Below are 13,037 nucleotides of genomic sequence, written 5' to 3'. Positions count from 1 at the left end.
GTTTACATCAGCAGGACTATTTGAAACCTAGTCGCCTAGTCCCTGGTTACCTAGTTACCTGATTTCAGTTTTGCCGTGAATGCCTTGGCTTTTTCCAGTGTGGCAGCTTCCTCTTCGGGAGAGGCATAGGCATGCTTGTATCCTTTTATCACGTTCCATTCACCGCGGGTGAAGTCGGGGAAAGCTACCGGTGCGCAGCCATTGTCCATCGACAGTTCGCCCAGTTCGGCAAGGCAGCACCATTCGGCAAGGTCGTACACGTCCATGTCCAGCGGCAATCCGTTCTGCAGGCAATATACTAAACGGCTGTCCATAATGAAGTCCATACCTCCATGTCCGCCTACTTCTTTTGCCATCTCGCCATATTTCTTCAGGATCGGGTGCTGGTATTTGGCTACCAAGGCTTCTTGCTCAGCTTTCGGAAGGAAGCCGTGTGCGCTGAGGTCGTCCACTTTCGGCTGTACGCCCGAAGCCGAAAGCTGTTCGCTGTCGAGCGCATAGCCTTCTACCGGATATTTGTTGGCGAATCCTTTCGTGCCGGTCAGCTGGTACAGGCGGCTGTAAGGCTGGGGTGTCATTACATCGTGCTGGATTTCAATCACCTTGCCGTTTGCTGTGCGGATAAGGGTGGTGGTATGGTCGCCGTTGCGGAAATTCGTGCAGGCGGAATCGGTGCGTGCTTCTACCAGTGCCTTGCCTACTACCGACTTGGTGTCCATCGCTACCAGCGTCTCCATGCGGTCGCCCCGGTGGATGTTCAAGGCTTGTGCCACGGGACCTAAGCCATGGGTAGCATATACGTCACCGCGGTGTCGCATGTTGTAGTCCAGCCGCCAGCCCAGCTTGTCGTCCTCGCCGTTCTTCCAGTAGTGGTCCCAAAATTCGTTCAAGTTGTGGATGTAAGCTCCTTGTGCACGGATAATTTCGCCGAACACGCCTTGTTGCGCCATGTTCAACGTGTTCATCTCGAACCAGTCGTAGCAGCAGTTCTCCAGAATCATGCAGTGCTTGCGGTTCTTTTCGCTCAGGTCAATCAGTTCCCAGCATTCTTTCAGGTTCATAGCCGAAGGTACTTCGATAGCTACGTTCTTGCCGTTCTCCAGTGCGCATTTGGCGATGGGGAAGTGGTGTAGCCAGTCGGCGGCGATGTACACTAAGTCGATGTCATCGCGTTTGCACAACTCTTCGTATCCTTTCTCGCCGGAGTAGATGGCGGCTTTGGGCAGCGAAGCTTTCTGCAACAATTTCTGGCAGGCTTCGGCACGCTCCTGTTCATAGTCGCACAAGGCTACAATCTGTGTACCCGGAATGTAGGTGAAGCGTTCCACGGCTCCCGGACCTCGCATGCCTAACCCTACGAATCCTACACGTACCACTTCCATTTTGGGAAGGGCAAGCCCCAATACACTTTTCTGTCCCGCTGGGCGTTCGGGCGTTTTTACTACGATGGTTCCTTGTTTCCATTCCCACTGTGTGCCTTTATCGTTTGTCTGCACTGTCGAGTCGGGTTGTGTAGTACAAGCTCCAAGGGCTAAACACAGCCCTAAAGCCAATGTTTGGATGGTTTTCATACTTCTTTTGTTTATGGTTTTTATAATGGATGTTTTTGTTTGAAACGCAGATTTTCGCGGATTGACGCAGATTTGAATGCTTTGCAATCAGTCGATTTGAGAAATGCGGCTGAAATCAAATCGTAAGAAGCTGTTTTGAATTTATCGTGCGATGATTTTGGGATGAGTTTTTGAGGCATTTTCGCTTCTGTGATGAGGAAGATAGCGGGCTATCTGACGAAGAACAGGAGCGGAAAGGACCAAAAAATCGCCCAAAGCACACACGAAAACGGATACATCAAGCCAAGAAAAACTTTTTGGAGAAATTCAAAACAGCTTCTAAGTCTGATAATAGTCTGTAAAAATAATCTGCGAAAATCCGTGTTAATCTGCGTTTTCTCTTAAAGGGTTTTTCATTTGCTGTGAGATGTATTGTTGCATATCGGGAACAGCCTTGCATGTTTCTTGGTACAGCTTGTATTGCGCCCGTGTGCGGACGTAATTGTGTTCAGGACAGGCAGTTTGGTAATACGTGTCCCCGTTGAGGTAATCGGTCAGGAACCGTACCGCCTGCATATAGGGGAAGAGGCGGACGGCATAGGGCAGCATTTCTATTTCGAGCGGTGTGAGGAATGCGCTTGCCGATTCAAGATATCCGCGGGTGAAAGTCCGGAAAATATTCATGTTGAAATGTATTTTCTCCGTGTCTGGTTCATCTTCGGCAGCCGTGCTGGCGGCAGTGCGCAGGAAGTCGCCGAAGTCGGAAAACACGAATGAGGGCATCACCGTGTCCAGGTCGATGATGCAGAGCACCTTGCCTTCCGCATCGAACAGCATATTGCTTACCTTCGTATCGCAATGGCAAATCCGTTTAGGCAATTTGCCGGCACGGTACAGCCGTTCGGCGGCACACATGTCATCGGCATCCCGTTCCAGTGCGTCTATCAAATCCTGCACTTTTCCCTTCCGTCCTGCCTGGTCCGTTCTTATGGCTTCTCTTAACTGCTGCATCCGGAATTCCATATTGTGGAAGTCGGGGATGGTTTCTTCCAGCTTCTCTGGCAGGTCGGCAAGCATCGCTTCGAACTCTCCGAATTTCAACCCTACCAGATAGGCAGTATCCGGTGTCACCTTGGTTTGTGTGTACGAATCGCGGATATACACACAGGTTCGCCAGTAGTGCGTCCCGTCGAAGTGATAGGTCTTTCCTTCCGTGGTAGGCAGGAAATGCAATACTTTCCGTTCGATGTCCGGTTCTCCGCGTGCTATCAGTTTGGCTCGGATATGCCGGGTCACACATTCGATGTTGTGTTGCAGCAATTCCACATTGGTGAATACGTGGTGGTTGATTTGCTGAAGGATATAGTTGTCCGGACCATTTGTCTCGACAAGGTAAGTCCGGTTAATCAGTCCGGATTGTAAAGCCTGGATGCCCTTTATCTCTTTTATCTGAGGAAATCGGGAGGTAACATTTTGCAGTTCGGTCATGTTCATTGTCGCACGTTTTTTTGCAAAGATAGACATTCCCGTGGATTTGTAGCAGGCTCTAGTCAGAAATCTTTCATTATCTGGTCATCAGCCGGTTATTTGAACAAATAGATTGTTTTCGGATAAAACTGTCTGCTTTTTCTAGTGATGTTCATATAAACCAGAATGAAGAAAGGATACAACACGCTTGCAGCGGTGTAGAAACATACGATGGGTGCCAGCCAGGCATAATCGGGCTTATTCCCGCTTGCCATCATATTGATGAAGCTCGTCCAGGCAATGATGGCATAAACGAAAACGAGACATCCGCACAGGAATTGGAAATTCAATGCCCTGCATGCTTGTTCTGATATTTCTCTGTTCTTTCTGCCGCCTTTATACAGCCAGTAGAACCAGGGAAGTAAGATGTTGCCGAACGGGATAGGCAATAGGGCACCTATCAGTATGCACAGATGAAAGCAGAATAAAATGTTATGAATGTTATGATTTTCCATAATAGATAAGTTTTATTGGTGATTGATACCGCAAATATATAACAAATACGTAAATACACTGAAGGAAACCAAGTACATTTAGTACACAAGGAAGCATAATGTATGCATTTGTTACATGGGGTTTATTGGATGTAACATAGAGAAAAAGAATTGAAACATCATGCTTGGGTTATTCTATAAAAGCAAGTATTTCTGTTGATATTTCCTTTCCTTCCTGAAATGGCTTATAAGCAACCGAGTATATGCCGCAGGATGCTTTCTCCTTCCCCGTAGGGATAAGGTATGCAGCATACTACCGCAATCAGAACGAACAGAATGACAATCAATACAGTGATGTTCCAGCGTACCAATGCCGGAGGAATGGTACCCACAATGCGGCGTACCTTTTCCGAGCGGAGTTCAATGCGTTTGTCGGTCATGTTTTGAGTTTTTAAGTTTTTGAGTTTTTAAGTTTTTTAGGTGACTAGGGACTAGGGGACTAGTTGACTAGGTTTCAAATACTAAGGTTTCCGCTGACAAAGCTATTTAAAACCTAGTCCCTAGTCCCTAGTCAACTAGTACCTAGTCCCTAAAATTAACTTGATATCTTGGTGCTTGATGCCCAAGTCCACGATCGCTTGCGTAAGGAAAGGCAGGATGAGCTGCAGCAGGCTCCCAACCAGCAGCCCCAAGGCAATCTGCACGAAGCACCGGCGGTATTGCTTCAGGTAGCCCATCAGGAAGCGGAATGAGTGTATGCCTTCCGCCTCTTCCCCTTTTAGTCTGCCGAACTCCGGGGTAGGCTCCAAAAACATGGCTACCCCTTTTTCCTCCCCTTGCGAGGTGGTGCTTATCCAATGGCTCTTGAATTCTTCCTTGGTATATCTGATTTTCCCTTTGCCCGGGTCGGCGATGTAGAAGGTTTTTCCTCTCCTTATTTTATATAATACCACGAAATGGTTCTGGTTCCAGTGGAGGATGCATGGGAGTGATGAAGCATTCAACTGATTAACTGTAATACGTCCACAAACAGTTCGTAACCCTAATTTCTTGGCAGCATCACTGATACCCAATAAAGATACGCCTTCATTGGTTGCAAAACAATATTGATGCAATGTATCAGTGGAATATATCTTTTTATAATACCTACAAATCATTTGGAGGCATGCTACTCCACATTGCATGGCATCGTGTTGTTTTATAAAGTGAAACCGAACCATTACCCTATCTATCTAGTAACGTCCTTTATTTCCTTAAAGTTCTGCGAACCGCTTTCTATCGCATTTATATTCACCTGCTTGCCTCCTGAAAATCTCCATATAAGCGAAAAGCCTACATACTGCACAGGTGTAGTAAAATCGTAGGTCACCTTATTGCCGTTGGCATAGCGGTCATATTTGCGGCGGTCGCCAAGAGCATTGAACATGAAAGTCAATTGCAGCTTATCCTTACACATCGTTTTATAAACCTGCCCGCCGATATTATAGATAGTATGGTAAGTACGGTCGTAGGTCTTGAAAGTCGGCTCGCATATCAGGTTCAACATGCCGCCCCAGCCGTGATTGAAGGCAAAGGTGTTGTATATGGCATAATACTGGCGAAGTCTTGTTTTCCCATAGTAGATGCCGTCTAATGTAACATCTTCCGGATGGATTTCCAGACGACCGGAGGCTTTCATCCTCCACGGCTTGACCGGATTCAGATTCAGTTCCACTCCTATGCCATAGAAATCTGCCGATGGAAGATTCACCGGAATGGTGTAAAACACATCGGAAGCACCCGTACTTTGCCTGGTTTCCCAATAAATGTTGCCCTTCGTATGCGAATACACCGCTGTCAGGTTCAGCAAATTGCGGAACAAAGAGGCACCGGCGATAAGCATATCCGCCGTAGGGGCTTTCAAGTCGGGATTGCCAACCGTATAATTGTATGGGTCACTCCAACGGACCGTAGATGAAATCGCCGCATACGGGATGTCATCAAGGGTACGCTTATAATTCAGCATCAGCATATACTCGCCTTTCTTATCCAACGGCATCATCAGTTGTACGGTCGGATTAATCCCCCATTGTGTATCCGATGACTCTATTCCATCATCCGACGTTTTATATTTGATTTCATTCAATTGCCAGTTTACGCCTATGCTGTAATTGATTTTCCAGATTTGCCCCATGGCAGACACATACGCCAACGGAGTCAGCCCTTTTGTCGTTGTTGCGGTTTGGCTTGTCTGGAAACGGTCTGTTTGATTAGAAACACCGATAGCAGGATGATAATCAGAGACAATATAGTGCACGGACGCACCATATTTCCATACCAGCTTCTGGCTGCGAGGGTCGGTCACGTCAACCGAAAGTTTATACATATCCAGTGAAGATTCATCCTCCGACACATCTGATGTGTTGTCGCCATACGAATAGCCTGTACGGTTATCCGACTGGCGGTTAAAATAGTCGCCTGTTATATCCAGTGTTGTTCCTCTCCGGCTAAGTTTGGCAGTATGTTTTAAGGTCGCTTCCTGATCAAGGTAATTGTCTTTACTTTCGATAGCCGGGCGGATGGCGTTTTCCTGGCTGCCAATGGTAAGTGAAGATGCCTTAAGCCGGTTTGTCGCCACATAGTAGCTGGCGCCAAGAGAGTGGTTCCCGTTTATCTGTTGGGTAAGGCTTAAACGGTTGTTGATGTTGTGTCCCCGGTATTTTGTTTCCTCATTGATTTGCGTACGCAAACCGGTTGACTGGTTCCATACAGCTTGGTCGGCAGTCTCTTCCGGCTGGTTGAAATTCAAGGAAAGGTTATCATAAACATTCAGATTCTTATAACGGTAACGGATGACACCGCCTACGTTCTCATTACTGAATCCGTAGTCGGGATAAAATGTCGCTCTTCCGCTCAGAGAGCCGTAATATCCTCCTTGTGGCGGCTGGCGGAGGGAAATATCAATCGTTCCTCCTGTCAAAGCCGCATTCTGATTGCTCCCTGCCAGATAGTTCACTTTCACCCGCTCAATCATATCCGCCGGGAGATTTTTCAGTTCATCCATATTGGCAAGTTTTATACCGTCCACATAAATCTCACTTACAGGAAGCCCGTTGATTTTATAACTGTTATCTTCTTTGGTTATCCCTGGAAGAAATGCCAAAGCATCGGCAGACTGCTTGCCTTTCACTATATCCGAAGAACGGAGATTGACGGTATAGCCATTCGCATTGTGGCGGATTCTTGAAGCGATGACATTCACTTCCTCCAGCATCGTAACGTCTTTTTTCATAACGATTGTCCCGACATTACCCGCCCTGCAAGCCTTACGGACGGTAACATAACCGATATAAGATACCAATAACGCATATTCCCTATCCGACTGAACCGGTAAACGGAACAACCCTTCCGCATCCGAGGTGACTCCACAGACATACGACGAATCTTGTACATGTTGAAGGACAACGCTCACATAAGGCAACGGATTTCTATTTTCATCTACCACCTTCCCTGAAATTATATCCTGCGCCATTATCCGGCATATCGAATAAACACATAATAAAATTAGTAATAAATACCGCTTCATGAACAAATTATTTTCAGGTGTTTTTTATCTGCAAATTTAATCTTTTTCTTAATTTTACGCGTTCTTTTGTTAGAGAAAAACGACTATATACTTCCGTTTTGTAAAAATGGTTATGTTGCTGCTTGATGCTTCAATGCAATCACGTCATAAAAGTATTTACGGATATTGATTGTAGCATTTTTATAAACAGGAGGAATAGGGCAAGAACCGTCCACCGATTCACTTCGTTGTTGAAAGCATATCGTACAAATAGGCAGCATCCGACAACTCAAGCACTGTTTCGTCAATCTTGCCTTAAACCTCTTTTGAGCCATGTCATTATAAATGATTTCACCGTCATCATTCAAATACCCCAATCTGTTTTCAGGCTTAAAATCCCTTGCCGTACATTTATAAATATCACCATTATAGTTAACGACTATATGGTTATCAAAATCAGCATAACACGGTGTAAGGCTATCGCCATAATAAGAATCGATATTTGATTTGATTCCTAAGTTTAAAATATCACGTTTCAAAGCTTCTCTTTTTGCAAACAATTCTGTAGATTCAAGCTCTTGCCATACTTTGTGAAAAGAAAATCTTACATTGGAACAATTCCAGTATTCTTTAAAATCCTCAATCAAATTCCTAAACGAATCAAAATTTTCCAATGTATAATTACATCTGATTGTCACCATTATATCATTATGAATGGAAATCTTTCTATTTAATTGTTTTGTTTTACACTTGCAAAGTTACAGAGCTTTTTTCGAACTGTTTATAATCGGAACATAATCTTTACATAATCATTTTGGCAATTTTAATTATGCTTGTATATAAAAAGTACATATATCTTAATTGCTATTTTATAGCAGAAAAGATAGCAGTTTGCCGGAAAATATCTATTTTTGCATAGCAAACGGGAACAAGGATGAAAAGATACTATTATATAACGGTGGTTGCGATTGTAGCATTGCTTTGCTTGCAAATAAGCTATGTCGAAAATCAGTATCGTGATTATATCGGGCAAAAGGTTTCTTTGGCTCAAGACGCATTGGAGCTTGCCATAACCAAAGAGTTGCATCTGCGTAACCGGGAGCAGAACCGGGAATCTTCCCAGTTCCGCCTATATATCAAAGCCGCATCGGATATGACCCCGCAGGAGCGTGACAGCCTGTGGCGGCACTCTACCTCACCGGGAGATACCTTGAACCTTGATAGCGAGTGGGAAAAAAATATCGGAAAAACAAGGGGAGAAATTTTGCAGCAGTGGCTGCAAGACAAGAAGATAGAGGAAGGAAATATGCTTCAGCTTGCCGTTTTGGACAGTTTATATTCTTTAGAAGCTGCCGGTGGAAATTACCGCCACGTTTTGTTGCTTTATGATGCCGACAAGCAACTGATAGCCTCAGCAGGCAACTTACAGCCGAGCGAAAAGGGACATTACTCGAAGATGCTCGACATCGGGACAAAAGGGCTGTATGCGGTGCAAGTCAAATCGGAGATTCCGATGTCTGCCTTTCTGAAACATCTGTGGTACACGCTGATACTTTCGGCAGCGATTGTGGTGATTGTATTGCTTTGTCTGGTATTCCAACTAACCGAAATACGGCGGAAAGACGCTTTGCTGCGGAAAAGGGAGAATAGCGTAAACGGCACGATACACGACCTGAAAGCTCCGCTCAACGGCGTATTGGCAATGCTGGGCTGGTTTAAACTGGGAGAGAAAGACCCGATGAGGCGCAAGGTAATCCTGATGAACGAGACAGGAGTGAAACACTTGGTGGCAAATATCGAGTCGCTCTTGATTGTAGCACGGAAAGACCGCCGTAAATTGGTGTTGCGTAAGACACAGGTAGATGTAGCTGCTCTGGCGTATCGGATAAAGGAAGAAATGGACGTAACCTACGGGAATAAACCGCATACGTTGACCGTCCGCAACGAATTGCCGGAAGGATGCACCGTCAGGGCGGATGCGATGTATCTGGAAAATGTGTTGCGCAATCTGGTAGAGAATGCCTTGAAATATGCCGATGAGGGTGTAAAGGTGGGAATTGCCTTGACACAGGAGGCAGACAGGCTTAGCATGGCGGTGAGCGATAACGGTTGGGGGATTCCTGCCCGTTACCAAAAGAAGATATTCCGCCAGTTCTACCAGGTGCCTCGCGAAGCGGACCGCTTGCAGAAAGGCTACGGTATCGGGCTGACGCAGACAAAATACATCATTGAAGAGCATGGAGGGACAATCGGTGTACAGAGTGCCGAAAGCAAAGGCAGCGTGTTTACGGTGACTCTTCCGTTATAGGTTGAAGCGTCATCTGAGACATTGTCAACTTGTTACTTAAAAAGAACATGGAAAAGAAACGGATATTATTTATAGACGATGATATGACGTTGGGCACCATTGTGGCTTTGGCGTTGAACGAAGCCGGTTATGAGACGCATTACCAGACCTCGTTGACAGCTATTACTTCTGTTATCAACGAACTGAACCCTCACCTGCTTCTGCTGGACGTAGAAATAGGAAAAGACGATGGCATCGATAAGGCTTTACGGCTGAAAGCTTTGGCACCCGATATACCTATACTGTTCGTGTCATCGCATATAGAGAGTTCAGAAGTAGCAAGGGCATTACGGGCAGGAGCGGTGGCATACCTGAAGAAACCTTTCGAACTGGAGGAACTGCTTGCCTACGTGCAACGCTATACATCGGATACATTTGCCGAAATCCGTATCGGGCATTTTACGTTAAACCCTAAAGAACGTTTGCTGACATCTGAAACCGGCGAGGCAAGAACTTTAAGCCTGTTTGAATGTAAACTGCTTAACCTGTTGGCATCCAACCGGAACAAAGTGGTTACCCGTGCAGAAATAGAAGAAGTGTTATGGCAGGGGGAAGCAGCAAATGAACAAAGCCTGAACAATTTCATTGCCCACTTGCGCAAATATCTGCAAGAAGATAAAGAAATTGACCTGCATACGGTAAAGGGTGTAGGCTATAAGTTAGTATGGTAAAACGAATATGCCACTTTTTAATCATTTGTTTTATGGGAAAAATATTCATCTGCCATAGCTTTCAAATCTATCCTGATTAATTCCCATTCGTAACCTCTATAGCAATCTATGCCTTCATTTGACTCTTCGACATGGAAAATGTTTTGGAATCCTTTTTCAATGTCCTTCTCTGTCACGCTCCATGGGTCACGCTGAATAGCCCACTCTATCATGTCTTGAAGCGAGAAACGGTTGCTTAGTTCATAAATGTCCCAAAAATCTTTTTGGCGCGGCTCTTCTTCTGTGATTGCTTTGATTTTCATAGCTGCAATTTCCCGTATGTCTGCAAGCCGGATGCCATTGACCTTGAAGGTGGGGAAAATAAACTTTTCGGTATAAAAGAAATCTGCCTTTACACTTTCTATAGGAGATTTTCCAATGCGGACAGAATAGCCTAATGCCCGTTGATTCATGCTATCTAAATTTTCTGTATATGAAAAATGAGTGCAAAGAAAATCCTTCATTGCTTGGGTATCCATTTTCCCATACTCCATGTCTGTAAAAAGGTCGATATCAATCGACCTCCTATGCCCTAACTGAAGGCTCAGGCAAGTTCCTCCTACGAGATGGAAATCTTGAAACACAGGACTTCCGGATAGGGTCTTTAACGCTTCCAGCAAGAGGGGAGATACTGTATCCTCATGCAGTTTCATTGCATATATTTTTTATAGTTCGCATCTCTGTCTTCCTTTTTCCATGCATTCTTTATTTGCGGGAAAACCTTGTTTATGACGTCTTTGCCATAAAAGCGGATGATTTCCTTTATTTCCTGCTCATTTCCGTATTCAAACACGCGCTTGATGACCCATTTCTTATTCCGTATCCAGTTTATTTTGTCCACTTTTGTGTCCCAAAACAAAGCGTTACTGAACTGGGACAAGTCCGGATGCTGCTTAAGCTCTTCATTGGTGATGAATTGGTAAATTTCATAATTAGCCTGTATTTTATAGAAATATCCTTCTATCCCTATGTTCAGTGCTTTTTCAATATTCAAAGAATAAGGAATGGTAAACCTCCGTATTCCCTTAATCAGGTCGTGTATGCGTTGGGGGTAAATACCCGAACGGAGAGCCAGTTCTTTTTGCGAGACATTGGCTCTTCGCAAGATATGCTCCAATACTTTCCCGGCTGGAGTGCTTTGGGCGGCAATATATTCTTCGTACATGGCTGCTTCGTTTGGTTATACGCAAAAATAAGCATATTCTCCGAAATAACCAAATGTGGTTGTACGATTTAAGAAACCTGAAATAACTTCTTATTGGTGAAATGCGGACATTCATATTTGATTATACCATGCACGGCATAAGTTTGTGCATTTTTCCCGGAACAATTGTTTCCGCATTTGGATTACATTATCGTTTCAGGCGGCTTCCTTTTATGGTTTTCATATGAAAACCGTACGGTTTCCATATCAAGAACGTACGGTTTCCATATCAAGAACGTACGGTTTCCATATCGAGAACGTACGGTTTCCATATCGAGAACGTAAAAGTATGCCACCTGAAACAAAGATATAGGCTACATGCAAAGCCAAATGTTCCTTACCGATATGCCATCAAATGCAAGGATGATGTGCGCACCGTCTCTATGGAAATGGCATGGTACGAGGAGCAGGCAAATCCTGCCCCTACATGGCAATTGGGTAAAATGCGGATATTCGTTTATTTTAATCTGTGTGGTGAGAAAATGCACAAATGAAGGACCGGAAGCTTTTTCCCACCGGAAGCTTTTTGATACGATTTGAGCAGATTTGGATAAGATTCTATTAGCGTGTGTGGATAATCTTCGCTATCTTTGCAAAAATACATGAAAGATGAAAACACACAGACGAATGATTTATGCTTTAGGCTGGATGATTCCGGCTTTCTTTTCCGGCTTTTCCGCTTTTGCCGGTATACCCAAGGGGGATGAAACTTTTGTGTCTGCCGATGACGCACGCATTGTCTATATGGGACGTGTCAGCCACCGCATTCCGCAGGCGGTCACGTTCACATATCCGGGTGTAAGCATCTATGCTGATTTCGAGGGCACTTCGTTGCAGATGAAGGCAAAGCCGGGCAGTGGGGACTTTATGGTGGAGATAGACGACGGGTTGCCTTACCGCATCGGTTTTACGAAGAATGATTCTATTGTGACCCTTGTCGAGGGTTTGCCCGAAGGGACGCACCGGGCACGCATCATGTATGTTTTGGAAGGGTACGAGCTGAAGCCGGTCTTCAAGGGCTTTTACCTGGACAAGGGATGTACGCTGGCTGAGGCTCCCGCCTTGCCCGAACGGCGCATTGAGTTTATCGGCAATTCCATTACGTGCGGCTATGGCGTAGAGTCGGACGACCGGAACGACCCTTTCACTTACGAGACGGAAAACCATTTCTATACGTATGCGGCACGCACGGCGCGTGCATTGAATGCACAGCACTTGGTAGTGGCACGTTCGGGCATCGGCATTTACCGTAATTTCGGAGCACCTGTGTCGGGAAGCAAGGATTGCCTGCCGGCGATGTACGAACAGGTGATGTTTACCGACCCGACAGAGTTATGGGACCATAGCCTGTACACGCCCGATGTGGTCTGCATCAATTTGGGAACCAATGATGCCGGTGACGGGAAGTATGATTTCGCATTGCTGACCGATGGATACCGGAAGTTCGTAGCACATCTGCGAGATATCTATCCGGAGGCGAAGCTCGTCCTGCTGAGTGGCTCGATGCTGAGCGGAAAACCGTTAGCAGACGTGAAGCGGGCGATGGACAAGGTTGTGGCAGAGCGCAAAGAAGCTGGCGATACGGAGGTGTACCGTTTCGACATGTCGCCGCAGACCGGTTCGTTGGGATATGGAGCCAACTGGCATCCGTCGATGCGCCAGCAACAGAAAATGGCGAACGAGCTTACGGCTTACCTGAAGGAACTAATGAATTGGTAATA

12 protein-coding genes and 1 pseudogene are annotated in these 13,037 nt (G+C 45.5%); 4 read left to right on the top strand and 9 right to left on the bottom strand.

Annotation, left to right across the window (positions count from 1 at the left end):
* Positions 1-50: 50 nt before the first annotated feature.
* Positions 51-1,571, bottom strand: coding sequence for a Gfo/Idh/MocA family protein (locus H9625_RS04260; RefSeq protein WP_022041093.1), 1,521 nt, complete (start codon positions 1,569-1,571; stop codon positions 51-53).
* 170 nt (positions 1,572-1,741) lie between these two features.
* Here H9625_RS04260 and H9625_RS04255 point away from each other — a divergent pair, with 170 nt between their 5' ends.
* Positions 1,742-1,912, top strand: coding sequence for a hypothetical protein (locus H9625_RS04255; RefSeq protein WP_191763131.1), 171 nt, complete (start codon positions 1,742-1,744; stop codon positions 1,910-1,912).
* 22 nt (positions 1,913-1,934) lie between these two features.
* Here H9625_RS04255 and H9625_RS04250 read toward each other — a convergent pair whose 3' ends face one another.
* The 6 genes and pseudogenes from H9625_RS04250 to H9625_RS04225 form a co-directional block, all read right to left on the bottom strand.
* Positions 1,935-3,038, bottom strand: coding sequence for a phosphotransferase enzyme family protein (locus H9625_RS04250; RefSeq protein WP_087251361.1), 1,104 nt, complete (start codon positions 3,036-3,038; stop codon positions 1,935-1,937).
* Positions 3,039-3,133: 95 nt separating this feature from the next.
* Positions 3,134-3,532: a DUF4870 domain-containing protein gene (locus H9625_RS04245; RefSeq protein WP_191763130.1), complete on the bottom strand. Its 399-nt coding sequence runs from the start codon at positions 3,530-3,532 to the stop codon at positions 3,134-3,136.
* Positions 3,533-3,756: 224 nt separating this feature from the next.
* Positions 3,757-3,951 (bottom strand): hypothetical protein, encoded by a 195-nt coding sequence (locus tag H9625_RS04240; protein WP_191763128.1) that lies wholly within the window; start codon positions 3,949-3,951, stop codon positions 3,757-3,759.
* A gap of 153 nt (positions 3,952-4,104) precedes the next feature.
* Positions 4,105-4,731 (bottom strand): annotated as a pseudogene (locus tag H9625_RS04235) (cysteine peptidase family C39 domain-containing protein); the annotation flags it as partial.
* A gap of 8 nt (positions 4,732-4,739) precedes the next feature.
* Complete coding sequence (locus tag H9625_RS04230; protein ID WP_191763126.1) at positions 4,740-7,022, bottom strand: outer membrane beta-barrel protein; 2,283 nt, start codon at positions 7,020-7,022, stop codon at positions 4,740-4,742.
* Between the two features lie 164 nt (positions 7,023-7,186).
* Complete coding sequence (locus H9625_RS04225) at positions 7,187-7,756, bottom strand: SPASM domain-containing protein (protein ID WP_191763124.1); 570 nt, start codon at positions 7,754-7,756, stop codon at positions 7,187-7,189.
* A gap of 233 nt (positions 7,757-7,989) precedes the next feature.
* Between H9625_RS04225 and H9625_RS04220 the strand changes: the two genes are divergently transcribed.
* Both H9625_RS04220 and H9625_RS04215 read left to right on the top strand, forming a co-directional pair.
* Positions 7,990-9,363 (top strand): sensor histidine kinase, encoded by a 1,374-nt coding sequence (locus tag H9625_RS04220; protein ID WP_191763121.1) that lies wholly within the window; start codon positions 7,990-7,992, stop codon positions 9,361-9,363.
* A gap of 47 nt (positions 9,364-9,410) precedes the next feature.
* Positions 9,411-10,073 carry a response regulator transcription factor gene (locus H9625_RS04215; RefSeq protein WP_191763119.1) on the top strand — a complete coding sequence of 221 codons (663 nt, stop codon included), beginning with the start codon at positions 9,411-9,413 and terminating at the stop codon, positions 10,071-10,073.
* 17 nt (positions 10,074-10,090) lie between these two features.
* Here H9625_RS04215 and H9625_RS04210 read toward each other — a convergent pair whose 3' ends face one another.
* Positions 10,091-10,765 carry a nucleotidyl transferase AbiEii/AbiGii toxin family protein gene (locus H9625_RS04210; protein WP_191763117.1) on the bottom strand — a complete coding sequence of 225 codons (675 nt, stop codon included), beginning with the start codon at positions 10,763-10,765 and terminating at the stop codon, positions 10,091-10,093.
* Complete coding sequence (locus H9625_RS04205) at positions 10,762-11,277, bottom strand: helix-turn-helix transcriptional regulator (RefSeq protein WP_225226264.1); 516 nt, start codon at positions 11,275-11,277, stop codon at positions 10,762-10,764. Before H9625_RS04205 ends, H9625_RS04210 begins: the two co-directional genes overlap by 4 nt.
* A gap of 648 nt (positions 11,278-11,925) precedes the next feature.
* On the opposite strand from H9625_RS04205, the gene H9625_RS04200 reads away from it, so the two are divergent.
* The gene (locus H9625_RS04200) at positions 11,926-13,035 is read left to right on the top strand and encodes an SGNH/GDSL hydrolase family protein (RefSeq protein WP_191763115.1); all 1,110 of its coding nucleotides are present in this window, start codon (positions 11,926-11,928) and stop codon (positions 13,033-13,035) included.
* Positions 13,036-13,037 lie beyond the last annotated feature (2 nt).

The organism is Phocaeicola intestinalis (assembly GCF_014837065.1).
GTDB classification, from domain to species: Bacteria; Bacteroidota; Bacteroidia; order Bacteroidales; family Bacteroidaceae; genus Phocaeicola; species Phocaeicola intestinalis.
Note: the sequence above shows the minus strand (reverse complement) of the source record. Positions and strands in the feature narration are given on the sequence as shown.